13 protein-coding genes are annotated in these 25,839 nt (G+C 47.2%); 5 read left to right on the top strand and 8 right to left on the bottom strand.

What is annotated here, in order from left to right; genetic code table 11:
• Positions 1-95 precede the first annotated feature (95 nt).
• Positions 96-746 carry an undecaprenyl-diphosphatase gene (locus tag MHI21_RS12105; RefSeq protein ID WP_342420083.1) on the top strand — a complete coding sequence of 217 codons (651 nt, stop codon included), beginning with the start codon at positions 96-98 and terminating at the stop codon, positions 744-746.
• A 41-nt stretch (positions 747-787) separates the two neighbouring features.
• Here the strand turns inward: MHI21_RS12105 and MHI21_RS12100 are convergent, their stop codons facing one another.
• The 3 genes from MHI21_RS12100 to MHI21_RS12090 form a co-directional block, all read right to left on the bottom strand.
• A complete protein-coding gene (locus MHI21_RS12100; RefSeq protein ID WP_342420082.1) occupies positions 788-1,462 on the bottom strand; it encodes a phosphatase PAP2 family protein in 675 nt (224 codons plus the stop codon).
• Positions 1,463-1,939: 477 nt separating this feature from the next.
• Positions 1,940-2,773, bottom strand: coding sequence for a membrane protein insertase YidC (gene yidC, locus MHI21_RS12095; RefSeq protein ID WP_341161563.1), 834 nt, complete (start codon positions 2,771-2,773; stop codon positions 1,940-1,942).
• Positions 2,739-3,068, bottom strand: coding sequence for a hypothetical protein (locus MHI21_RS12090; protein WP_223830783.1), 330 nt, complete (start codon positions 3,066-3,068; stop codon positions 2,739-2,741). The genes yidC and MHI21_RS12090 overlap by 35 nt, the downstream gene beginning before the upstream one ends.
• 222 nt (positions 3,069-3,290) lie before the next feature.
• Between MHI21_RS12090 and MHI21_RS12085 the strand changes: the two genes are divergently transcribed.
• Positions 3,291-4,646 carry a PQQ-binding-like beta-propeller repeat protein gene (locus tag MHI21_RS12085; protein WP_342420081.1) on the top strand — a complete coding sequence of 452 codons (1,356 nt, stop codon included), beginning with the start codon at positions 3,291-3,293 and terminating at the stop codon, positions 4,644-4,646.
• 43 nt (positions 4,647-4,689) lie between these two features.
• Here MHI21_RS12085 and nadA read toward each other — a convergent pair whose 3' ends face one another.
• Positions 4,690-5,796 (bottom strand): quinolinate synthase NadA, encoded by a 1,107-nt coding sequence (gene nadA, locus MHI21_RS12080; RefSeq protein WP_342420080.1) that lies wholly within the window; start codon positions 5,794-5,796, stop codon positions 4,690-4,692.
• Positions 5,797-5,961: 165 nt separating this feature from the next.
• On the opposite strand from nadA, the gene MHI21_RS12075 reads away from it, so the two are divergent.
• Together MHI21_RS12075 and MHI21_RS12070 are read left to right on the top strand one after the other, a co-directional pair.
• Positions 5,962-7,116, top strand: coding sequence for an IscS subfamily cysteine desulfurase (locus MHI21_RS12075; RefSeq protein ID WP_342420079.1), 1,155 nt, complete (start codon positions 5,962-5,964; stop codon positions 7,114-7,116).
• Complete coding sequence (locus MHI21_RS12070; protein WP_039274627.1) at positions 7,113-7,652, top strand: transcription repressor NadR; 540 nt, start codon at positions 7,113-7,115, stop codon at positions 7,650-7,652. The genes MHI21_RS12075 and MHI21_RS12070 overlap by 4 nt, the downstream gene beginning before the upstream one ends.
• 131 nt (positions 7,653-7,783) lie before the next feature.
• Here the strand turns inward: MHI21_RS12070 and greA are convergent, their stop codons facing one another.
• Complete coding sequence (gene greA, locus MHI21_RS12065) at positions 7,784-8,263, bottom strand: transcription elongation factor GreA (RefSeq protein ID WP_013310174.1); 480 nt, start codon at positions 8,261-8,263, stop codon at positions 7,784-7,786.
• A 366-nt stretch (positions 8,264-8,629) separates the two neighbouring features.
• Between greA and MHI21_RS12060 the strand changes: the two genes are divergently transcribed.
• Positions 8,630-8,977, top strand: a complete 348-nt coding sequence (locus MHI21_RS12060) for a hypothetical protein (RefSeq protein ID WP_025721144.1) — start codon at positions 8,630-8,632, stop codon at positions 8,975-8,977.
• A 236-nt stretch (positions 8,978-9,213) separates the two neighbouring features.
• Here the strand turns inward: MHI21_RS12060 and MHI21_RS12055 are convergent, their stop codons facing one another.
• The 3 genes from MHI21_RS12055 to MHI21_RS12045 form a co-directional block, all read right to left on the bottom strand.
• Positions 9,214-12,249, bottom strand: a complete 3,036-nt coding sequence (locus tag MHI21_RS12055) for a chitinase N-terminal domain-containing protein (RefSeq protein ID WP_342420078.1) — start codon at positions 12,247-12,249, stop codon at positions 9,214-9,216.
• Between the two features lie 99 nt (positions 12,250-12,348).
• Complete coding sequence (locus MHI21_RS12050) at positions 12,349-14,250, bottom strand: serine hydrolase domain-containing protein (RefSeq protein WP_342420077.1); 1,902 nt, start codon at positions 14,248-14,250, stop codon at positions 12,349-12,351.
• 265 nt (positions 14,251-14,515) lie between these two features.
• On the bottom strand, positions 14,516-25,729 hold the full coding sequence (locus tag MHI21_RS12045) for an amino acid adenylation domain-containing protein (protein WP_342420076.1): 11,214 nt from the start codon (positions 25,727-25,729) through the stop codon (positions 14,516-14,518).
• Positions 25,730-25,839 lie beyond the last annotated feature (110 nt).

Below are 25,839 nucleotides of genomic sequence, written 5' to 3'. Positions count from 1 at the left end.
TTCATTTTTTATTTGATTTTAAGCTTTTATCCGTGTAGTCGCTCTATAATATAACTTTGATATTCAATTTTTTGATGTTAAGGAGTAATTTATTCATGTTAATTAATGTAGACTATGCTTTATTTCACTGGATCAATAAACTGGCTAATTCCCTCGCCTTTTTGAATGGAACCATGCTTTTCTTGGCGCAATATGAACCGTATTTATTCGGAGTGGCTTTGCTGATGTACTGGTTCACTTTTAAAATGCCGCATCGGATGATGGTTTTAGAAGCCGTCATAACGGTTTGTATCGGCTTTGTGATTAGTTGGGGCCTTGGACATTTGTTTTACAGAGATCGGCCTTTTGTCGGACATTCAGTCATTCAGCTTATTCATCATGATCCTAATGCTTCATTTCCGAGTAACCATGCCCTTGGATCGTTTGCTCTGGCTACCATTTTATGGCTTCATCATCAAAAATTTCGTGTCCTCTGGGTTATCTTGGCTGTACTCATCGCAGTATCCCGCGTGTGGACCGGAGTGCATTATCCCTCGGATATTTTGGCAGGTGCACTTATTGGTGCAGGTTGTGCCGTCGGCGTTCATCAATTCATTCGAAGCCGGAAGCTTCCTGGCATCTTCATACAGGCGGCTATTATATTTTATGAAAAATGGGAGCAGAAGCTGGGGCTCAAGCCTGGTGAACAAGCCAGAACTAAGATGACTGAGCACACTTCCTCTGTCCAAATGAAAAGCAGACGCTAAAGCGTCTGCTTTTTTATAAGCTTTATTATTTATGCTACCCGTTATGCTGTCGATTTGGAGCGAAGTGGCAGCATTCGTCGTTCTTCGTACCGCTGATAAAACCAAATACAAGCCGCCATCCAGCAGCCACTCATAAAATAACCACCCACAACGTCGCTCGGATAATGTACGCCCAAATAAATGCGGCTCGTCCCGATTACTACAATCAGTAGGCTGCTGAGTACAATAAGAAGGATACGCCCCAGCCTAGAAGGAACATGCTTCCACACTAAAAATGTCAGCGCCGCGTACATGCTGAAAGCTGTCATGGAATGTCCGCTCGGAAAGCTGTATCCGTTCTCTTCAATAATACGGTTAATCTCCGGTCTCGCACGCTGAAAAAGCAATTTTAGTATCGTATTCAGCATTACCGATCCCAATACACCAGCCGCCAAAAAAAGCAGTTCTCTGCGATGTCCCAATACTTTATAGAGCACGAACATGGCAATTAAAATAATGATCACAACTGGAATCCCACTGCCGATCATGGTAAAAAATTTCATTAGACGGGTCATGGCGGTCGACTCTAGTTGTCCAATAGCCGAAATAATTTCCTGGTCAAAATGCCGAACTTGATGGTCACTCACCCATAATGCGACTAAGCCAAAACCGAATGCACATACTATACATGTGAGCAGAGCCAAGGAAATGGGCAGCTTTGTTGATGTTTGCTTCATTTTCTATAGTTCCTCCATAATATTCATTGCGTGATAAAACAAAGTTCAGCATTAGCTTACATATAGGTCTTACTTTGCCCATTTTTCTCTTATCATTTCATTAAAAGAATTAGGTGCCTCCCTGTTGGTAACCACTGCCACTCCCTTTTACCCAACGTAACAGCGTCTTCGATGCAACGTTGAATGAGTTGAGAGCCTAATCTTCACATGCAATAGCAACCGTCCTACCTTATTTGGTTATCATACCATTCTATGGATGTGGTTGGACTTCTCATACTAGCCTCTCCCAACTTTAGTATCACTTTATAATATAAGGATTTCATATTGACTACAAAATCGCAAGCGGAATGTAGCGAAAAAAAGTAGCATCAAAAAAGGACGCCATTCAAGCCTTATAAACGGCTCGAATGACATCCTATGATTACACGTGGCATACTACAAGTGCAATTCCCAAGTTAAACAAACATGATCTTCTATTTAGGTTGGTGTGACTTCTCCAAGTTTAACCTTACTCTCTGCTTCCTCTATTGGATAGCGTCTGCGGAACCACAGCGACTGAAGCAGCAAAAAGGTGCCGCTTACTGTCCAATATAATGGCATGGCAGCAGGGGCATTAAAGGAAAAGACCGCCATCATAATCGGTGAAAGATAACCCATGATCGCAAATTGCTTGCGCTGGTCAGGCGTCATCTGAAACTGAGAAAGCTTGGCCTGCGCCAAGTATACAACTGCGACGACGATTGCCAAAATCCAGTCCGGCTGTCCGAGCCGGAACCATAGGAAGGAGTGAGACGCCAGCTCCGGGGTTAAGCGGATTGCAGTGTACATACCGCTCAAGATCGGGAGCTGAATGAGAATAGGCAGACAACCGATATTAAGCGGATTGAATTGATGCTCTTTGTAAAGCGACATCATTTCCTGCTGCATACTCTGCTGGCTGGCGGCATCTTTTTTGTTTTCATACTTCTTCTTAATTCGGTCCAAATCGGGCTGCATGGCGCTCATCTTGCGCTTCATCCCCTGCTGGGCACGCGTTTGACGCATCATAAGAGGAAGTAAGGCCAGCCGGACAATAAATGTCAAAGTCATAATCGCCAGCCCAAAGCTTCCACCAAACCATTGCGCCAATTGCTGAATAAGCCAAGAAAGCGGGAACACCACGTAATGATTAAAAAATCCGGGTGTCTGTGCATTTATCTCCGCAGCATTCGCACCACAACCAGACAGCAGCATGACCACCGCCAACGCTACCATTAATCCAAATATCCGTTCTTTTTTACCCCAAAAGGTGAATCCCTTGAATCGTTTCATATGTTCCTCCTCGTTGATTGGCTGTGCCATCGTTCAACGAGGGAGAACAATCGGATGCATCTTCATCCGGTGCTTCCTTACGCCGGATATGTCGGGCCAGCCGGACAGGCATGTCCTGTCCACGGGCAGACATCGGCATCTGTGGAGAAGCATGAGACCTTACGGGCCCGCCTTCGACCCAGCATTCGGGTACATTGCCGTGCAAATGAGCGAGATACGTATAAGTCACTGTGCACAGTAAGCCGATTGTAAATAAATAAGGGAGTAGGTCCTGAAGCTCAAACAAGGGATTCACCTCCTTCGGTTGGTTGCCACAATTATAGCACGAAAACCGGACAAGCGACTAATCTTTAATTAGAGATACAGGTTCGACACAAGCAACTGAATTTAAGGATTTATGCTCAAAACAACCAAAATGCAAATACAACATGAAACTTTTGGTTTTTTTTACAGTCTAATCAAAGGTGACTTTCTGAAATCCTTACTCCCCTATTAACCATTAAAGGAGCCAGCGCGTATGAGAAAAACGATACATAGCACATTGTTTACAGGATTGGCGGTAGCCAGCATTGGGCTGCCCTTGATCAGCGGTGGATTCGCTGAAAAGGCAAGTGCAGAGCCGTCTGCGGTCTCCATGAGTAACGGCGCTTATAGCACCTCAATCCAAGTACCTGTGATCAAACCTTCCTGGTCTTTTCCCGTTATCCCAATCGATAGAAACCGATATCCAGATCAGGCGGTAACAATAGCGGAAAACGGTAAGGTGTTCGCGGTTGACTCGAACCATAGACTGGTTGCCCTTGAGGCCAGTTCGGGTCGGAAATTGTGGCAATATGGTGATCAGCTTACCCCTGTTTTAACGTACAACAAAGGTATCATCTACGGAATGACACGAAGCGGTTCTATTTATGCTGTTACAGAAGCTGGCAAGAAAGTGTGGTCCACTCCGCTGGGATTTACTGAAGCATATGGTATTGAGCACATTGGTCCAACTATATATATTATGCAATCGGTGCAAACGGCTGCCATTGATGCTGTCAGTGGCAAGGTGAAGTGGAAAATCAGTGAGGATAAGAACTCATACAGTGGTTTGGGCGAAATAATGGAAACTGACGGTGTGCTTATCCGCAACTATAACGTACAAGGCAGTCTCACCTTTGAACAGATCAATGCCTATGACGCTAATACCGGTAAAAAGCTTTGGGACAGCTTTAGAACTTCCTTTCCACTGGCGGTTAAAGACGGAATCGTATACTCTGAAGCCAACACGTTTATGATTGATGATGACCCGGTAAACCATAAAGTTACGATCGCACAGTACGACCTCAAGACAGGTAAATCCAAAGGAGATCGTCAGTATCGCTGGACCGAGCCTAAAAATAAAGACGGTGTCTACCGATCTGGAGGTGTATATGGTTCTGCTTTTTTGTACGGCAAAGATCTTTATGTCTTTCAGGGAGAGACACTAGCTTCCTATGATTTTTGGAACTACAAGCCAGACAGCAAACCTGCTCGCAAGTGGGCGCAAAATGGCTATGATCAACTTGTTCCTTTATTGTCTATTCATGAAGGTCGCATGTTCTACCAAGATTTTAGTACATCCAGACTGACTGCTATGAAGCTGTCCTCAGGTCAATTCATTCATTACGACGGCGATAATCCGACCGTTCAAGCTGACGTATTCGGTAAAGGAGTCTATGTCGGGCAATCAGATGGCGTATTTCATGGCTATGATTTGATGAGCTTAAAGCCCGTGTTTACTGTCAACACAGGCTCACGCTCCTTCGGTCCAACGCTCAAATCCGGTGGAATGATATTTATTCAAAGCGGGAACCGTCTACATGCTGTTAAGCTCCCTGCTTCTTTAAAATAAGGCCAAAGATTTCAAGCAGCATTCTCGCTGGAACAGCAAAAGGTTAACGGATAGCAAGCATACGATTCAATGCTAGTACAGCATCCTGTCTGATCTGAGCATCCACACGAATCACACCCACAGGCTCACCCCGATCAAACTGCTCCATTGCCCACAGCAAATGGGGAAGATCGATCCGGTTCATGGTCAGACAGGGACACATATCGGGATTGAGCGATTCAATCTGCTGTTCAGGGTACTGCTGCTTGATTCGTTGCACGAGATTCATTTCTGTGCCAACAGCCCATTGGGTTCCCGGCTCTGCCGTGCGAATGGTATCGATGATGAATTTTGTGGAGCCCGCGCAATCTGCGAGCTGTACGACCTCATAAGAGCATTCGGGGTGAACGATGACCCGGATGTTCTTATCACGCTCGCGGACATTGCGAATATGATCTACTGTAAACTTTTCATGAACAGAGCAATGTCCTTTCCATAAAATAATTTTTACAGTTGCCGGGTCCTGTTCAGTCTCAAGCTGATCGGTCATTGGATTCCACACGGCCATTTCATTTAGCGGAATTCCAAGATCGTAAGCTGTATTGCGACCTAAATGCTGATCCGGCAGAAACAAAATACGTTCCTTTTGCTTCAGCGCCCACTCCAGCACTTGCTTAGCATTCGAAGAAGTCACGGTAGCCCCGCCATGCCGTCCTACAAAGGCTTTGATCTCTGCTGTGGAATTTACATACGTTAACGGAATGATCGTATCTCCTACCAACTCCTGTAAATGCTTCCATGCTCGTTCTGTCTGCTCCACATTCGCCATATCTGCCATCGAGCAGCCTGCACGCATATCCGGCAGGACAACAGTCTGTCGATCAGTAGTCAGCATATCCGCTGTCTCCGCCATAAAATGTACCCCACAAAATACAATAAACTCCGCTTCCTGATTTTGTGCAGCCAATTGAGCAAGCTGTAGAGAATCTCCTGTTATATCAGCAAATTGAATAACCTCGTCCTTCTGATAGTGATGGCCCGGTATGAGCAGCTTGGGTCCCCATTTTTGTTTCAGCTCGGCCACTCGCTGCTCCATGTCAGCAACCGTCAGTGTCTTATAATGCTCTGGCATAAGCCCTCGATTTCCTTGTAAAACGTCAAGCATAGACATTAGAATCCCTCCATATCGATGCGGCTGATCGTTCCCGCTCTCACGAACAGATAACCGCTCTGTGTACATACATGTTTACAAGTGTCTTGACACTTATATTTACACATGCCTACAATAATCTCAAGAGTTTTTGAATGGAATTATTTTAAGCAGGGAGGATTTGGTGTGATTTATCTGGACTATGCCGCTTCCACACCTATGTGTGACGAAGCTTTAAATATGTATAACGTATTAAATAAGGAAATGTTCGGAAATTCCAGCAGTCTCCATGATGCGGGCGGTCAAGCAGCCTATACGCTAGATTACAGCAGGCAACGAATAGCAAATATGATTGGCGGGCAAAAGGAAGGCATCTATTTTACAACCGGGGGAACAGAATCCAATATGTTGATTGTGCAATCGATCCTGAACGGGTTGCCGCAGCATAAAAAGCATTGGATCATGAGCGCTTTGGAACACCACTCGATGTACAACCTTGCTACTTTGCTGGAACGTCAGGGCTATGAACTGACCATTGTGCAACCGGATCGGGAAGGACGAATGACTCGCGAAACTCTTTTACCTCACCTGAGAGAAGACACCGGACTTGTCTCCGTACAACACGCTAATTCGGAAACGGGACTGGTTCAGGACCTTGCTGCCTTATCTCCCCTGCTACGCGAACGGGGTATTTTGTTGCATAGTGATGCGGTACAGACATTTGGGAATATTCGCGTAGATGTAGAATCCATGGGAGTAGATGCACTCTCTGTATCAAGCCATAAAGTGTATGGCCCCAAAGGTGTCGGTGCTGCATATCTCAAACCCGGAACCCCGTGGCGTCCCGTGTACCCTGATACACTACATGAAAACGGATTTCGTCCTGGAACGGTTAATGTTCCCGGGATTGCAGCCTTTGTCGCGGCGGCAGAAATGATGACCGAACAGATGGAGTCGCATCGGGAGCGATATACTACCCTGAGAAGACACTTTATTACGAAAATCCAGGAAAGATCCATTCCGTTACGTTGGGCCGTACAGGAAAGCGAGAATAAAGCAGTGCTTCATCATATAGTAGGATGTTTTTTTCACGGTTACGAGGGACAATATGTTATGCTGGAATGTAATCGCAGAGGTGTCTGTATATCAACTGGAAGCGCATGTGCTGCCGGACACCACGATCCTTCGCCTGCTTTACAGGCGCTTGGAGCATCCGGCCGTGAAGCGTTACAATTTATCCGTGTTTCTTTCGGAAGAACGACCACCATCGAGGAATTGAATGTATTGGTAGATATTTTGACAGACCTGACGCATCGAAAAGAAAGGAGCTTATCCCGTTGACTGAATCTTTAAAACGGTCAGGTACGGATCGCCGCGAACAGCTACTATTGTGGCTCAAGAGCGAATCACCACTGACCGGGAGCGAACTGGCGCGCAGATCCTCCGTCTCCCGACAAGTAATTGTACAGGATATTTCCCTGTTAAAAGCAAGCCAAGAACCTATCCTTGCAACAAGTCAAGGATACATTTATATGGAGCCTGCGAGTCAGGCAACTCCCTTAGCTTCACGTATTATTGTGTGTAAACATCGACCTGAACAGACAGAAGAGGAACTAAAGCTGATTGTGGACTACGGTGTAAGTGTGCAGGATGTTATTGTTGAGCATCCGGTATACGGGGATCTGACTGCTCCGATACGGGTTGGAACTCGCAAGGAAGTGGACGATTTTATCCGTAAAATCAGCTCCACCCAGGCCACTTATTTGTCCCAGCTGACGGGAGGCATCCACCTGCACACCTTGAATGCCTCGGATGAAGATAAAATTAATGATGCCTGCGCTGCATTGGAGCAAGCAGGCTTCCTAATGACGGACTAACTTAGTGCGCTAGCGGAGTAAAGAAAATCCTGTCCAGTATGTGGAGTGCAACTGTGCTCCACATGGACGGTATTGTAGGCAGCGAGAAATAAAAAATCCCGGCCCCCTCATATAAGGGAATCGGGAATGAACTATGTGAGCTTAATTTCAAGCAGCTCATATTTAATTACAGCCATGGGTGCATCCACATGAATGATACTGCCCACTTCTTTTCCCAAAAGTGCCTTGCCTAAAGGACTTTCATAGGAAATTTTGTTATCAAGGACATCCGCCTCAGCAGGACTTACAATTTTGTATTCCATCTTCTCTGAAAATTCGATGTCATTCAGAATGACAGTCGATCCGATACTAACGGTTCTAAGGTCTAAATTACTCTCATCCACGACCCGGGCTTTGGTCAGCATCTTCTCCAATATCAGAATGCGGGTTTCCATAAACGCTTGGTCGTCCTTGGCTGAGTGATACTCACTATTTTCTTTCAAATCGCCGTAGCTGATAGCCAACTTAAGGCGTTCGGCTAGCTCCTTGCGTTTTACGGTCTTCAGTTCCTTAAGCTCATCCTCCAGCTTGGCCAATCCCTCTTTAGTTAACAATACTTCTTCATTCGACATATTTTATCTACAACTCCTATTTCAGCATTTTGCTTAATTCCAATTCAACGCTCAAAAATACAATAAACGAACTAAACCGTTTCAGTCTAAACATTGCTGATTGAAAACGCTCCTGGGATTTATGCAAATGCTCATTTGGCTTGCTTTATTGTAGTTTACTCTAAATCGGACCAACATGCGAAATAAATTACTGGATAACAGTAGCCAACAGCCTTCAGCCAGGGTGATTCTTATAGTAACCAATGCTCTCTTATTCGCATATCGTATGATCATAACGTATATTGATGAGCACATGGAGTGCCGCTGTCCTTGTCTCGAATTTTGTAAAAACCAGGCAGGAGCAGTATATGGCGGGAGGAAGATTCAATGGCTTCCTTAGGAAAGAATGGTAATGGGAACGGGAATCGTAAATCCAAATCCCCCCTCAACGGTCAAAAGAAAAATGGATTAAACAGTAATTCGGCTATCTTTTCTGCGCTTCAAGGAAAAAATGTGGAGGTCCTCGTGGCAGCCCTCCTACTAACAGGAAAACTAAACGTCGATTCCGTGACTTTATACAGACAAGCAACATTGTTTTTAGGACTCACAGGAAAATACAAAACACTAGCATCCACTCCATCCAATGTCGATAATATGGTGAAATTTTTAAATGATAACGGGAATATGACACTGGACCAGGTGATACAAGCCTTTTCACAGAAAATAAATAATTAACAAGTGGCGAAAGGAGACTTATGTGGTGAGTGAGTTTGATGGAGAATATTTTGCAGAGGTTGTCATTATTGTGATTCTAGTTGCCATGTTCTTCTATGGCTCCTCAGATATAGAGGGACTTTCCGCTTCGCCAACCCAATCCTAAAATGATAATTCCCGCTTCATAAAAAAAAGCATCTATAGACTCTCACGAGGTCAATAGATGCTCTTACTTTTTAACGGCCCATCATTTCTACTTAATGGCCCTTTACTTCTACACTTATCGTTTGACTAGAAACTTCTCCTGAAGCATTGACTAACTCGGCCCGATACTCATATGTACCCGGCTTTTGATTTTGGATGTTGGTGACTGCACTTTGGGCCTGCGGGCTTTGGCTTGGCAGATCCTGGGCATCGATCAGTTCTCCATTTTCATATAAGTTGTATTTCGTCGCATTCGTGCCCCACCACATGTTCATTGTAAGGGTGTAGGTGCCGTCACCGTCCCAATTGTCATGAGACAGCACTGGAATGCCAGGGGAAGCATCGGTCACTTCGACAGTTAATGGGTCGCTGGTCGTTTTACCAGAAGCGTTAATCAATTCTACAGTATACGTGTAGGTACCGTTGGTCTTACCTGTAACAGGAATGACTGCATGCTGTGCTCCAGGGGAAGCGGCTTGCAACGATTGGGTGCCAATCAGCTTGTCGTTTTCGTACAACTTGAGTTCATCACCATTCGTACCCCACCACAGATTCATGGTGATGTTGTAGTTGCCATCCTTCAGCCCGGTGTCCTGCCCGTTATCATGCGACAGCACAGGTTTACCCGGCACTTCACCTACAGCAGTCTTTTCGACTCTAACGGTTACAGGATTGGACACCACTGTTTGACCGCCCAAAGTAACGCTGGCTGTAATCTCCGCGGTCCCTTCTTTTAGGGCCTTAAGTTCTCCATACGTATCCAGCGAAACGGATTCATGACTGCTGATATACTGAACAGAAGCGCGGCTTAAATCAGCTTCGCTGCCATCTGTCAGCGTACCCTTGAGATGTGTCGCTGCCGTATCCCCAATATTGAGGGTCGTTTGATCCAGTGAAAGCTCTACTTCCTGCAAAGCTGCGCCTGCCTGAGCTGAAAAATCATCCAGTCCACGCGGTTTTAACTGATAATTCCCTTTGAAAATCGCCGAAATTCCCTTCAGCTTCACTTGCTGTCCTTCTTGATATGGAAAAGATGTCCGAGTTAAGCCTGTCCGTGCATCGACGCGCACATGGTGACTTACTTCACCAGATACTGCATCAAATTCAAACGAACCTACGGGAGTGGCGTCTATCACATTACGAATCATTGCCATAGGAAGCTCAACCAACTGCCCTTGGTTCGCATCACTGAGTTCGGTGACTTGTACAGCTTCCGGAAGTTGTCCTTCTCCCGTTTTTTCAATTGCCACTGGATCGGTTAACTCTAGCTCACTATTATACAGTGCCAAGCTTGCTGTAAGCTTTACTCGATCCCCTTGGTGAAAGCCGCTTTGGTTCTGATATACATAAATACCGCCACTTTCATCCTGCATGTAAAAGACTTGACCACCGAATGCACCTGGTTCTGTCGTCACAACACCCTCTAAGGTCACGACTTTGCCAGCCGGGAGACTCCGTGCTTCTGCGACACTGATACGAGCTGGAACCGTATTGCCTTCCTCAGGCAACGGCTGGGCCGGGACATCAGCCAGCACGACGGATTGGGTCAGCAGATTGCTGCCGTTTTGCCTCAGTCTAAGATTAGCTGAACCACTGGTTCCCGGCTTGATCCGCACCGTCAAGTCCTTATAGGCATGACCTTTGCCGTTGGACTCCAGGCTAAATGTTCCGCTATAGCCGTAAGAGGTTGGCCAGCTTCCATCCGGATTTTGAATTTGGGCTACTTGATTGCCGCCTGCAACATAAATACCTGTGCTGAATCCGCTAATCGTGCTGTTAGGAGCCAGTTGGTCGGCAGTAACCCGAATTTGAAAAGGCTGTGCATTGGGCAGCTGCTCTTGACGAACGATGCTGTACACGGGTTGCGCACTGGCTGTAGATCCGCCATAGGACCCTGCTTTGAATGTTCGCTGATCCCACCATTTGTAGCCGGCTGCGGGAGCGGACCAAGGCTCGGCTTGTGGTTCCGTGGAGGTCTGCGGCTCTTCAAAAGGCAGTAATGCCGTCGGCTGGTCCAGCTGTAAGCTTTTCACTTCCGTCAGGCTGGTATACTCCTCCTTCTTGGACAACCAGTCTACGATATTGACCAGTAACACAGCGTCATCCTGCTCCTTAAAGCCGTCATACGTTGTCTTCTTGGTTCCTGTCTCTTCGCGCAAATATTTTGGCGTTGCATCTTCGACAGGAGACGAGTCCCCAATGAAAGCAGCTTTGCCTAGCCCTACTTTCGATACAGCTGCATAAGGTCCTTCCGGAATGCCGCCTCCGTTATAAACGCCCTGATCTACCGCGTTGCCCCAAGCCTGATTGGTTTTAGGAAGATATACGATTCCCTTGGCTTTCGCTGGGTCGATAATCGCGAGTGTTGATCCTGCATGCATTGCGACATTATTCACTCCAGCTGTAATGCCGAACGCCTGCGCTGGCTCGACAATCTGATTGGCCGTGATATCGCCTAATGCATTGTAGCGAAATCGCACACCAAACTGGCTGCCCAGCCAATCTGAGCTGACTACACCCTGCATTGCTGCCGAGCTTTTTTCTTCCGCACTCATTCCCTTCGCAGGATCTTCCCATGCACCACGACGATAGCCATTAATGCTCTCCGATCCGTCCCAGCGATTCTTGTTGCGGTCCGCGTTATAATGATCTCCAATGAAAAAAATACTATTGCCTGCTTTTACATACTGCTCCATTGCAGCCTGTTCGCTCTGTTTAAAAGGAATATTCGGCTCTGCCGTAACAAATACATCATAATTCTTTAGATCATTGTAAGTAATAGGCGTAGATTGGCGAAGCTCGTGTACATCATAGCCATTACTCGCGAGGGCTTGGCCGAAGTCTGAAAATCCGCCATCAATCACCCAATCTGCTGCGCCAGCTGTCTGTCCATGTGTATTATCAAACAGCACTTTTTTACCAGCGTTCTCATTGACCACTTTCGCTGCAATGAAGGGGGCTGGGTCCGCCGGACCTTCTGCCCGTGCCGGTTGCATGCTGCCCGCAACACCAGCGTACAACGATAAAGTGAAAACCATAGCAGTTGCGTATTTGAAGCTACGGGATGTAAAACGACGAAAGATTCCCATTCTTTCCCTCCTGTTTGTTGGTTTAAAGCCCCTCTGGGGGGCATCAGATACAAATTTTAGCATTCATTTATGTTCGAATATGCATGGTTTTGTAAATCTTTAGGAATAATGAATAGGAAGGAAATTCCAATAAAAAAGATACACCGTATGCAGCAATGTGAGTACCGCAAATAGGATTTTCCCGGCAGCCCGGGTTCTTCTTTCCCCTGTAATCAGCTTTGCGCCATTCACGATTAATACCCACACGGCAATGAGTGCTGAAATGAGTGGCAGCGTGCAAATTCCCCAGATATACCATGCGGAATAGCCATACACGATCTGATTGTTACCATAGATGACCTGCACCCCGAGAAAAATCGTATTTAGTGACGCAATGAATGCAAGGTTGGACGAAATGTGATTGTTCGTTTTACGGATATCTCTGATCACATATCTTACGATCCAAATCAGCAAGGTCGTGATGAAAAATAAGGAGGCGGCAGCGTAGCTGACAAGCAGAGTCCAGGTACGGTGCCAAAGTGTCGTCTGCTTCATGGTCTTACTATCCGGGGCAACCATCATCCACGTACCGTTTTCCAGATACAGCAAAATTTTAAGCTGGCCCCCCTTTTCCACAAACAATCCATCGCCTGCTGCTTGAAAAACTTTGTCTGTTGCTTCATTCTCATTTGGGTATTTTCCTTTAACAATTAACGTATGATCATCTTGAATTCGCACGGTGTATGTAATGTTTCCCAGTATCCGAATCCATTTTCCCCACCCATGAACAGGATTAGAATCCACCTGATATACGCCCTCAATCTCTGGCGAAAGCTTCACTTGGGTGGAAGAACGAGCTAGTGACTGCGAAACGGCCTGCGGCTCTGAGGGCAGCATTTGGGCTATCGCATGGATGACTTTTCCATGAAGCAGGGTGTCCGTGTCAGCTGAATTAATGATCACAAAAATACCGATCTTTTGCGACGGAATCAGTACCATTTCCGAAATAAAATCATCAATTTCCCCGGTAGCCCACAGCATAGGTACTCCCGTCTCCAAATGACCACGGAAAAATCCGTAGCCTACGCCATCCAGGCGTGCATCGACTGCAAATTGCTGCGCATGCATCACTTTTACCGTATGTGGCTGGAGCACCACTTTGCCCTCATACTTGCCCTGGTTTAAATGAGTGATCAGATAATGGGAAAACTCGTTGGGTGTGACGTTCAACGCTCCTGCTCCCGGCAGATTGATATATGACAAAGGTTGTTTCAAATACGCTCCATCCTTCCACTGATACGATTGGGCCAGTGCCGGATGATTTAACGGCAATTCCAGCGTCGCGCTGGGCATATTCATCGGCTGGAACAGATGTGTACGGAGGTAATCGTTCAGTCCCTGACCGCTTACTTGCTCCACGATATTACCGATCAGACCGTAGGCGACATTGCTGTAATCATACTGAATTCCAGGTTTGCGGATGGGAGGCTGATTTTGAAAATACGTGCTGAGGTACTGCTCTGTGGGCAAAACGCCTGCCCGAGTCGAGCTGTTAATGTCGTACAGTGCTTCATCCAATCCTGAGGTATGTGTCAAAAGCTGATGCAAATTGAAAGGCTGATTTTGGTATTGCGTAGTTTTATAGCTGTGGAGATAGCTGTTCACGTCTTCATTCAAATCAAGCTTGTTTTGCTCAACCAGCTGCATCGTGGCGCTTGCACTAAATGATTTGGTTAGAGAGCCGACACGAACAATGGTCTTCGCTGGATCGAATGCCACTTTCCGCTCCAGATCTGCATATCCATAGCCTTTACTAAAAAGGATTTGGTTTTCTTGGGTCACGACGACCGCAGCCCCCGGAATATGCAATTTTTCCAATTCTGTATTCATGATATCGTCCACTGTTTTTTCCAATGAATCAGATGTTATGCTGTCTGTTGCCCATGCTGAAGCAATGAGCAGGTTCCAGAGAAACAACGCTGCTAAAAATGCGGATAGGTAGCAAATGCCTTTATTCTTCATATTGAAGTACCATCCTTACGTATGAAGTTGATTTAATGATTTGAACCGTGCGGTGATTGCATAGCGAGCAGATATTTATACTCCGTATGGAAGCCATCAGCATGGCGCTATGGAATCATCGCACTTCCCATCGCGGGAGTGCACATGATAAAGCGAATCCTGATCGAATCGTGTAAGCAGAAGGCTTCTTACCTGTCGATCAGGATTCATGTGTTACAGATTAAAAATTAGTGATTCAGTTCGTTACATCATCGACCATAGATTTTCAAGATTTATGATGTGCCAAATCTTGTGTCATGTCTTTGTCCGTGTTCCGAGTTATCTTTTGTATTGTGGCACGGATACTTTTTACATTTTCCTCGATAAATCCGGGTTCCAGTAGTTCATAATGATTACCAATCAAGCTATGCTCTTCATAGCTACCTTGTGTAGCGTCTTTCCATAAAAGTCGATTATCTCCTGTACCCCTCACCGTTTCCGATCCAACGGCGACAAAGCCGTGAATATTCGCCTGAACGCTCTCTGTATTCACAAGCTGGTTGCCATACACCGCGTAAGCGATCATTTTACGTTGGTACGTTTCATTCAACAGCTCACGGTAGGAGTCGGGAACCTGTTCCAGCATATCATGAATTTCATGCTCTGTTTCTTCAACTGTGAAGGGCAGGGCTTCCGCCCTTTTGACCGAATCGAGCATAAAAATATCGGATACAGCATAGCCTTGACGTTCCAGTGTGTCAGCAACCTTATGCGCCAGATTACCACCTATGGAATAACCAAGCAGCACATACGGACCTTGCGCTTGCGTGCTGACGATCAAATCAACGTAACGTGCCAGCATGGCCTGCTCATCCGCAGCATCATCCACGAACTCTAATCCATACACGACTGCGTCCTGATCCAGTTGTTTCGCCAGCTCCGCGAACGACAGCCCGTATCCAAGCATAGGAGGAAAGCAGAAGATGGAGATCGGACCGTGTTCATTCAACCGAATGATTGGACTATCGGCCTTGTATTCCAGATCGGCTTTCAATAATGTGAGCGCCTGCTCTTCTATAGTCGGGAAGTCCATAACACTACGGATGGGGAGCTCAATGTCTGTGGCAAGGTGAACTTTGCGTATAAGCTCCAGTACTTTCAAGGAATGTCCACCCAACGTGAAAAAGTCATCATGGATACCCACTTGTGGAATTTCAAGCACTTCCTGCCAAATGGATGCCAGCAACTGCTCCACATCGGTTCGCGGTGCGACATATTCTATACCCGTGTGCAGCCCTTTGTCCGGCACAGGTAAAGCTTTGCGGTCGATTTTGCCGTTTGTCGTCAGCGGAAACCGATCCAGCTGTACAAATGCGGATGGAATCATATAGCTCGGCAGACTGGCCGACATCGCAGCTCGAATCTCACGGATGGTCAGCTGTTCATCGGCAGTAAAGTAAGCACATAATTGCTGCTGACCTGCTCCATCCCGCAAAGCAATAACCACGCTATCCCGCACGGACGGTACACTTGCCAGCCGCGCCTCCACCTCACCCAGCTCAATCCGGTAACCGCGAATTTTAACCTGTTGATCAATCCGTCCAGCGTATTCCAGTATGCCGTCTTCACGCCAGCGAACAAGGTCTCCCGTGCAGTACAGGCGATCTCCGTCCCTCCACGGGTTAGCAAGAAATCTCTCAGCCGTCAGCTCAGGACGATTTAGATAACCACGTGCAACTCCGTCTCCGCCGACGACCAGCTCACCCCAAGCTCCGACCGGTTGCAGGTTAAATGACGAATCTACAACATACGCCGTCGAATTGCAGATGGGCCGTCCGATCGGCACAGAATCCAGCTGTTCTTCCGTAATGTGATACGTTGTCGAAAAGGTTGTGTTTTCCGTTGGCCCATAGCCGTTAATGATGTTCATGTCCGGATTATCGCGCAGGACCCGGTTAATATGGGGTGCAGACAAAACATCACCACCAACCAGCAAATACTTCACATCGCCGAAAAGTTTACTATCCTGCTGTGAAAGCTGATTAAATAACGGTGTGGTCAGCCACATCATGGTGACGTGATGATCCCGTATCGTCTCTTTAAGCTTGGCCGCGTCCAATAGATCATTCTTATGCACAAGAACAAGCTGACCACCATTCAGTAGCGCACCCCAAATTTCAAACGTAGATACATCAAATACAAACGCGCAAGTCTGCAGCATTCGGGTCGATTCATCAAATGGCACATAATCCGTATTGCGGACAAGGCGCACGACACTTTGATGCTCAACTACGACACCCTTAGGCTTACCTGTTGAACCTGAGGTATAAATGACATAAGCAGCATGATTACCCGCTCCATCTATACCCAGATTGGAAGCATCTGCACTGTAGGACGTATCCTCATTCAGATTGACAATCTGTCCGTCAAAATAGCAACGATCCAGTAAATCCTGCTGAGCCAGCAGCAGCTTAGCTCCCGAGTCCTCCAGCATATAACGGATACGGTCCTCCGGATATTGAGGGTCTACCGGCACATACGCGCCTCCAGCCTTCAAAATAGCGAGTGTTCCCGTAATCATATCCAGTGAGCGCTCCGTCAAAATGCCCACAGGTTCATCGGATTTCACCCCTGCATCACGTAGCGTATGCGCTAAACGGTTGGCTGTCTCATTGAGTTCCCGATAGGTCAATGATTGATGACCCAAAGCTACAGCAATATGATCCGGCGTGCGCTCTGCCTGCTCCTCAAACAGTTTTTGGATCGTGTGATTGCTTGGATATGCAGAGGCAGTGTCATTAAACTCTCCTGTAATTTGTTGTTTTTCCGCCGCTGTAACGAGTTCCAGCTCTTCTACGCAAACATTCGGGTTAAGCAAAACTTGCTCCAACAGATTCACAAAATGCCCATGCAGACGCTCAATGCCTGTTTGATCATAACTTAACGCATTATACATAAAACGAATCTTGATGCATTCTCCCGGCATAACGACTAAGCTCAGATCATAGTTAGTCTGCTCTGCAGCCACCACGTTGGAAATCGGGAATGTATCCTGCACGTCACTTCCCAGTTCTTCGACCTGCTCATCTACCGGATAATTTTCAAACACCATAATATGGTTAACTAAATCCTGTTTCTGGTCGGTCAATGCCTGAATCTCAAACAGTGGATACGTATCATACGCATGAGAAGCCAGCGCCTGCTCCTGTGTTTTCTTCATAACTTCTGCAAAAGATTCCCCTGCCTCACTAAGAATGCGAACGGGAATGGTATTAATGAACAAGCCGATAATATCCTCTACCCCGATAATATCTGATGGACGGCCTGAGACGACACTGCCAAATACGACATCACTGTGGTTGTTATATTTTTGCAGCACAATCCCCCATGCGGTTTGTAATAACGTATTCATGGTCACTTGATATCGCTTAGCCGTCTCCTCCACCCGGAGGGTCAACTCACGTTCCAAAACCGTCACCCAATCACTAGCCGTGTTGCCTTCACTCTTGCGACCGGATTTTACAGCTGGTAACGCTGTTTGCTGCTCATATCCGGATAAATAGCTGCTCCAGTAGTCGGTTGCCGCCTTGCGATCCTGTGCTTCCAGCCATTCAATAAAGCGGCTGTACGGCACTGCCGGTGCCAGCTCTGGTACTCTGCCCTCCTGAAGTGCTGCATAGCTTTCAAACACTTCTTTATTTATAAGGGAGAGACACCAGCCGTCCATGACGATATGATGGAAGCTCCATACAAAATGATAGCTGTCTTCTCCAGTACGTAAAATCGCTACACGCAGCAGGACATCCCGGCGCAGATCAAAGCCCCGTGCTTTATCTTGTAGCTTGAAATTTTTCACCCAGGTATCTATTTCATCCTCATCCAGATAGTGTAAATCTTCATATTGAAAGCCGCAATCCCGATTTCGATACACCACCTGCAACGGTTCCGTATCTCTGCCAAAATAAAAATGTGTACGCAGCGCCTCATGTCGCCGAACCAGAATATTCAGGCTTTCTGCAAAAGCCCGAATGTCCATCTGACCTCGCATATCATAAGAAACCTGCTCAAAATATGCGTCATTCGCAGCTGCTTGACTATCTAGCTGGCTGTGAAACAGCATCCCTTTCTGCATGGGGGTCAGTGCATATACATTGTCGATCTCACCCGCAGCACCCATTTCAGATAAGAGGCTGTCCAAGCCCTCCACACTCATTCCTTTATAAGAAATATCACTTGGGGTAAGCTCCGGGTGTTCTTTATGGATGCAATGCGCCAAAATTTCACGTAGGCTTGATTCCAGGAATTTCGCCAATCGCTCGATGGTCTCCGGTTTATAGCTGGTACGGCTATAGCTAATCGTCAGACCCAGTTGGCCTCCCGAAATGATGCCGCCAAAATCAAGCGTATACGTTCGAGCCATGGTCGGGCTCAGCGGCATCCCACCCTCATATGAGGATGATTGCAAGTCGTTCCCTTTCATATCCTGATCGAACTGTCCCAAATAGTTAAAGCTGATTTCGGGATCTGTCGTAAATATGGTTGGAGATGCCTCTGGTGCCTGTGTCTGACGGTCGGATAAATATTTCAGTACACCGTAGCCAATCCCTTTTTGCGGAATGCCGCGCAGTCCTTCCTTCACACGCTTAATCCGTTGCGAAAGTGCCAGTTCTTCCGGCATATCGAGCAAAACAGGATATTGGCTTGTAAACCACCCTATCGTTCGAGTAATGTCCACCTCTGGTAAAATGGCTTCACGTCCATGTCCCTCTAGATTTATCAGGAAACGATCATTTCCACTCCATGCTTGCAATGCCATTCCTACCGCCGTCAACAACAGGTCATTAATTTCTGTACGGTAGGCACGATTGGCCTGCTTGAGCAGCTGCTCTGTCTCTGCATGTGTCCACAAAGCAGTAACCGACTCACTATCGCCAATCAATGGCTTTTCGTGCTCGTTATGCCCGTAATCCTGCGGCAAAGGAGCCGGATCCGCTTGTGCAAGTTTCCCCCAATACGCTCGCTCACGTTCCATAGCTGGACTGTTGGCATAAGCGTGCAGCTGCTCGGCCCATGTTTGGAACGAATCTGTTTTATGAGGCAGCTGAATCACCTGTTCACCCTTGGAGGCTTGATCATAGGCAGTCGCCAAATCCTCGAATAATATGCGCCAGGATACTCCGTCCACCGCCAAATGATGAATCACGACCAGCAGATGATCTCCATCCGGGCAACGGAACAGCCCCAGTCTCATCAGCGGACCTTCGCTTAGGGAAATACCAGATTGAATTTCATTACATTTCGCTTCAATTATCTTCGCCAAATCTTGCTTGTTTACATCGCTGTCATTATAGTCAAAGCATTCCAGATGGTACGGTTCGCCTTCCTCTACACTGCGGTTCCATGCTGTACATCCGTTCTCCGACAAACTAAAAACCATACGCAATGCATCATGGTGCGAAGTAATCTGATGGAGCGCCCGCCGTAGTGCCTGTTCGTCATAGCCTTCCTGACGATAGAGCATGACAGATTGGTTAAAATAGTGTGGTTCTTCCGTTGGCTGTTCAAAAAACCAGCGCTGAATCGGTGTAAGCACTACATTTCCTGTAACCTCGCCCTGCTCGGCTATTCGGTTAACAGGCTGAATATATGTGCTTAGTCCCGCAATTGTCGGGTATTTGAACAAATCCTTCATTTCCAGCTTGTATCCAGCCTGAAACAAGCGGGACGATACTTGGATGGCCTTGATGGAGTCACCACCCAAATGGAAAAAGTTATCCTGTATTCCGACTTTCGGGATACCAAGAATGGCTCCCCAAGCCGTAGCCAGTGCCTGTTGGACATCCGTCTCGGGTGCCACATAATCCATACCTGTATCGAGATTGTGCTCAGGTGCGGGCAGTGCCCTACGGTCTACTTTGCCATTCAGCGTCAAAGGCAGTCTGGAGAGCTGCACAAAGTAGGACGGCACCATATAGCCAGGCAGATCCTGCGACAAAATGTTACGTAAGTCGCTGGCGCTCAATTCACTGTCTGTTGCAAAATAGGCACACAGCTGTTTTTGTCCGTGATCATCCTGCCGCACGGTAACAACCGATTCCTTCACACCTGGAATTGTGGACAATCGGGTTTCAATTTCACCCAGTTCAATGCGGTAGCCGCGAATTTTGACCTGTTCATCCATTCTTCCCTTGTACTCCAGTACACCATCAGCACGCCAACGCACTAAGTCTCCTGTACGATAGCAATATTCTCCAGACCGGAATGGACTTTCAATAAATTTTTCCGCCGTAAGCTCGGGCCGATTCAGATATCCTCGCCCAACACCGTCGCCACCGACGATCAACTCTCCCCAGGCTCCGATAGGTTGCAGCTTCAACGAACGATTGACCACATAAGCGGTCGAGTGATCAATTGGACGTCCAATGGGAATAGCCTGGGTTTGCGGTTCTGTAATGTCATAGATGGTGGAAAAGGTGGTGTTCTCCGTCGGCCCATAAATATTGGCCAGGCGAAGCTGCGGGTACTCCTTCAACACACGATTGACGTGTGGTACAGACAACACATCACCACCCACGAGCAACTCCTTCAAGGACGCAAACACTCCGATTTCTTGCTGCGAATACTGATTGAATAAAGCCGTGGTCATGAACATCGTGTTAACACGATACTTGTCAATCGCCTGCTTGAGCTTGGAGGAATCCAGAATAGTATCATGACTTACCACATACAGTTGTCCCCCGTTCAGCAGCGTTCCCCAAATTTCAAATGTGGAGGCATCGAACACAACTGCGCCCAATTGCAGCATACGTGTATTTTCATCAAGCATGGCATAGCTTTTGTTTTTCACTAGACGCACGACATTACGGTGCTCAATCATCACGCCCTTCGGTTTGCCTGTCGTACCAGAAGTGTAGATCACATACGCAAGATCTGAGGAAGATCCCACTGTTGTAATCGCAATTGTTCCATCGGTATGAGCGTCACATTCAGATTTGCTATTCCATCGTTGTTCATCACTCAAATCAATGACCGGAATGCCGGGTTCAAAAGGCATCTGCTCACGTCGCTGTAACAGTAACAGCCCCGCACTGGAATCCTCCAGTAAATAACGGATACGCTCCTCAGGATAATCGGGATCAATGGGAACGTAAGCCCCTCCGACCTTCAAAATCGCCAGCATACCGACGACCATTTCAATGGAGCGTTCAGCCATAATGGCTACTCGCTGTGTCTCTGGCTCGGACCCGCGCTGTATCCCATGGGAAGCGAGTATGCGTGCCAGACGGTCGGCACGTTCATTCAGCTCGCGGTAGGTAAGCTGCATGTCCGCAAAGGTGACGGCCAGCCGATCTGGTGATTGCGCTACCTGTTCCTCGAACAGCACATGCAGTGCTTGATCTCGTGGATACGGATAGTCTGCTACCGTATCATTGAATCTCTGCACAAGCAGCTCTTTTTCTTGGGCCGAAACCATTTCAATAGCCGAAAGAACGATATCCGGCTGTTCAATAACCGCATTGATAAGCTGCTGCAAATGTTCAGTCAGTCGTTCAATGGTTTCCCGTTTGTACAGCCGAGTTCCGTATTGAAGAGCACAGGAAATTTGATCTCCATCCTCCACTGCGAACAGACTTAAATCAAATTTGGCGGTCGTTTGTTCACTTGGATAGGATGCCAGTTGCAGCCCTGCCAGCTGCTGCTCTTTTTGCTCTAGATTTTGCAGTGCAAACATGGTATCAAATAACGGATTACGGCTTAAATCTCGATCCACGCCCAGCTTCTCCACCAGCTCTTCAAACGGATAATCCTGATGTTCAAAAGCCTTTAACGCGTTTTCCTTGACCTCCAACACATAATCACGGAACGTTTTCCCGCCTTCTGGATAATTACGGATTGCCAGTGTATTCACGAACATCCCGATCAGACTGCCAAGATCCGCATGGGGCCGCCCTGCAATTGGCGAACCGACAATAATATCCTCCTGCCCGCTATAGTGGCTAAGCAAAGCCGAATAGGCAGCCAACAGCACCATATATAATGTCGATTCCGTCTGCACCGCTATGCTTTTTAAGCCTTCGCTTTGCCGTTGGTCAAGCGTAAATTCCAGCACATCTCCTTCAAAGCTTCTCACCGCTGGGCGTGGATAATCAGTCGGTAGATCAAGCACAGGTAGCTCTCCTGCGAAGGTATTGAGCCAGTAGTTTTCCTGTTCCCGGTAGCGTTCACTTTGCTGCTGCTTCTGTTGCCAAGCGGCGTAGTCTTTATACTGAATGCGTAGCGATGGCAGCGTGTCGCCTGCATATAAATGAATAAAGTCCTGAATTAGTACATTTATAGAGGTGCCGTCCGAAATGATATGATGCATGTCCATGAGCAAAATATGATGCTCTGGGTCTGTTTCAATCAAACCAACTCGGAATAACGGGGCCTGCCCCAGATCGAATGGTTGGACAAAGTTACGTACCAGCTCATCCGTTTCCTTTGGGGTAGCTCCGTGAGCATAGGTCAATTCCATGCAAAAAGGAACCTCGTCATGTACTCGCTGGACAGGTTCACCGTTCATGGTCTCAAAACTTGTGCGCAATGTTTCATGGCGGTCAATAAGCTGACGGAACGCGTTATCCAGTGCCTTGTGATCAAGTGAACCGGTCAGAGTCAGGGCACCAGGTATGTTATAGCTAATTCCCGCTCCATCAAGCTGATTGAGAATATACATCCGTTTTTGAGCTGAAGAAACCGCATAAAATGGCTTATTCTCCGTAACAGGGATGGATTCATAGGTGGTTTGCTCCAGTGCTTCAATAACCTGCGCCAGCTGTTCAATTGTCGGATGCTGGAACAGATCCTTTAGCTGCACATTTTTATGCAATTCCTTATAGATGAGTGATATGACATGTGTCGCCCGCAGGGAATGTCCTCCTGCCTCAAAAAAGTTATCCTTAATCCCAATGCGCTCAAGCTCCAGCACATCTTTCCAGATGCTAGCCAGTTGTGCTTGTAATTGATTTTGAGGAGGTACATATTCTGCGCCTGAGCTCACACCTCCCTCTGGTTGTGGCAACGCTCGGCGATCCACCTTGCCATTGGGCGTCAGTGGCAATTGCTCCAGCTGCACAAAATACGACGGTACCATGTAGCCCGGTAGCTCCTGGCTCAAAGCACTACGCAGCTCACTTGTCGCTACTTCCGCATGGGTGACCACATATGCGCAGAGCAGCTTTTGCCCCTGCTCATCTTCATGTGCAATTACAACAGCTTCTCGGACTGCCTCCAGCTTCAACAGCTGTGCTTCCACCTCGCCCAGCTCAATCCGGTAGCCTCGAATTTTCACCTGCGCGTCGATTCGTCCCTTATATTCCAGCGTCCCGTCCGCATTCCAACGCACCAGGTCCCCTGTTCGATAGCAGCGTTCGCCGCCACGGAACGGACTGTCAATGAACTTTTCGGTCGTCAGTTCTGGGCGGTTGCGGTATCCGCGAGCCACCCCGTCACCGCCGACGATCAGTTCTCCCCACGCTCCAACAGGCTGGAGCTGCATCGAACCGTCCACAACATATGCCGTCGAGTTATGGATCGGGCTACCAATGGGCACAGATGCCGATTGAACGCCGGTAATGGCATGTGTGGTGGAAAAGGTCGTATTTTCCGTCGGACCGTAGCCGTTAATAATATGTAGATTCGGATGGGCCTCCAATACCCGGTTAATATGCGGTACGGACAGCACATCACCACCGACCAACAGCTCCTGCATTCCCTCAAATAGTTCCAAGTCCTGCTGGGATAGCTGATTAAAGAGTGGTGCGGTCAGCCACATCGTGGTAATGCCGTGATTGCGAACAACTTCCTTGAGCTTGGGCGCGTCCAAAATAACATCCTGACTCACCAGCACAAGCTGTCCACCGTTCAATAGCGCACCCCAAATTTCGAAGGTGGACGCGTCAAAGACAACAGACCCGGTCTGCAAAATGCGTGTGTCGGCATTCAAGCGTGCATAGTTTGTATTTGTCACCAAACGCACGACATTACGGTGCTCCACCATAACCCCTTTGGGCTGGCCTGTAGTCCCTGAGGTGTACATAATATAGGCCAAGCAATCAGCTGCGCTCGCCTTCGGTTGTTCTTTAGCTGCATAAGTCTGCTGTATTTGTTTTGCTTGTTCTGATTGCGTAGCTTTGGGTTGCATGTTTTCTGGTTGTATGGTTGTCGTAGAAGCAAGTTCGGGACTGGCGGAAATGGAGTAGAACGGATCTAGGCAGTCCACGTATCCCGGATCAGTATTCGTTCCGTGATCATTCGGCAAAATGGGATCGTAACGATCAGCATCATCCGTTCCATAAATTGCAGCATCGCTAAGGTCAAGCACCCTTCCCTTAAAATCAGTGGGCCGATGTTCCATTCGCTGCACGAGCAGTATGTCCGCACCGGAATCCTTCAGTAAATAGCGTACACGCTCATCCGGGTAATCAGAATCAATAGGTACATACGCTCCACCTGCTTTGAGAATTCCGAGCATACCGACAATCATCTCAATCGAGCGTTCAGCTACAATGCCGACCGTCTGCTCGGTGCGGATTCCCTGCTTACGTAAAGAATGAGCCAGTCGGTTGGCCTTTTCATTCAATTCTGCATAGGTTAGGCTATCTTGCCCACACACTACCGCCACCTGCTGTGGTGTCTGCTTCACCTGTTTCTCGAACAATTCATGAATAGACGCATGACGTGGATAATCCACATTTGTATCGTTGAAGGTATGGAGCAGCTGCTCTACTTCTTGCTCTGACAGCACTTGTGCTGTGGAAATCGCCAACTCTGGCTGCTGCAAAACAATAGTGTACAGCCGCAGAAGCTGCTCAACAAAGTGCTCAATCGTCGTCTCGCTATAACGGTCGCTATTATACTTTACGTTCAGGGAGACTGCTTCATTTTCCCATTGAAACTGGAAATCTAGTTCAGATTGTACGTGATTCAAAAAATCAAAAATATGAATATTTTGCAAGGATACTGTGGTGTGAATAAGAGGCTTTCCATCCTCATTACGTTGAATGTCAAGTAATTCAGAATAGTTCCAAAAAGGAATGTTTTGATGTTCAATAGCTTCGCCGACAGAGGTTTTGATTTGAGACAGCAAGGCTTTGAAGGTTGTGCTGGAATCCAGCGTATTTTTCAATAAAAGCAGATGGTTGATCGGCTTTGTAGCACCGTTGCTAGACTTGGCTACCGGAATGCCCAGCAGCACACGTTCCTCACATGTGTATTTATGCAATAAGCTCTCTACTCCAGCAAGCAGGACCATAAACACGGCCCATGGAGCGCCACCTGTTATAGATGATATTCTTTTGGAAATTTCAGTTGGAAATGTGAGTGTGTATGTGTGGGAATTTAAACTCGTTGCAGTTGTACTTTTGGACACGTTGTTAGTATATGGAAGACAGATGATATGATCCTCAGATTCCAGCTTATGACTCCAGTAATTTTTTTCTTTCTCAAATAAGGCTTTCAATGACATCCCTCCTGCTTCTCGGGGCCTGTTCCCCCGGTTGGATGGTGCGTTGTTACGTACATGAGCGTTGTGTCAGAAAAAGAATACTTTGCAGGCAAGGGCAGTCGGAC

The organism is Paenibacillus sp. FSL H8-0168 (assembly GCF_038592955.1).
Lineage (GTDB): Bacteria > Bacillota > Bacilli > Paenibacillales > Paenibacillaceae > Paenibacillus > Paenibacillus polymyxa_B.
This window is presented reverse-complemented; position numbering and strand designations above follow the sequence as displayed.

Excerpts from the sequence above, each read along its gene's own strand:
- MHI21_RS12050 (WP_342420077.1), bottom strand. The coding sequence starts at position 14,250 with ATGAAGAATAAAGGCATTTGCTACCTATCCGCATTTTTAGCAGCGTTG.
- greA (WP_013310174.1), bottom strand. The coding sequence starts at position 8,263 with ATGTCGAATGAAGAAGTATTGTTAACTAAAGAGGGATTGGCCAAGCTG.
- MHI21_RS12060 (WP_025721144.1), top strand. The coding sequence starts at position 8,630 with ATGGCTTCCTTAGGAAAGAATGGTAATGGGAACGGGAATCGTAAATCC.
- MHI21_RS12085 (WP_342420081.1), top strand. The coding sequence starts at position 3,291 with ATGAGAAAAACGATACATAGCACATTGTTTACAGGATTGGCGGTAGCC.
- nadA (WP_342420080.1), bottom strand. The coding sequence starts at position 5,796 with ATGTCTATGCTTGACGTTTTACAAGGAAATCGAGGGCTTATGCCAGAG.
- MHI21_RS12100 (WP_342420082.1), bottom strand. The coding sequence starts at position 1,462 with ATGAAGCAAACATCAACAAAGCTGCCCATTTCCTTGGCTCTGCTCACA.
- MHI21_RS12055 (WP_342420078.1), bottom strand. The coding sequence starts at position 12,249 with ATGGGAATCTTTCGTCGTTTTACATCCCGTAGCTTCAAATACGCAACT.
- yidC (WP_341161563.1), bottom strand. The coding sequence starts at position 2,773 with ATGAAACGATTCAAGGGATTCACCTTTTGGGGTAAAAAAGAACGGATA.
- MHI21_RS12105 (WP_342420083.1), top strand. The coding sequence starts at position 96 with ATGTTAATTAATGTAGACTATGCTTTATTTCACTGGATCAATAAACTG.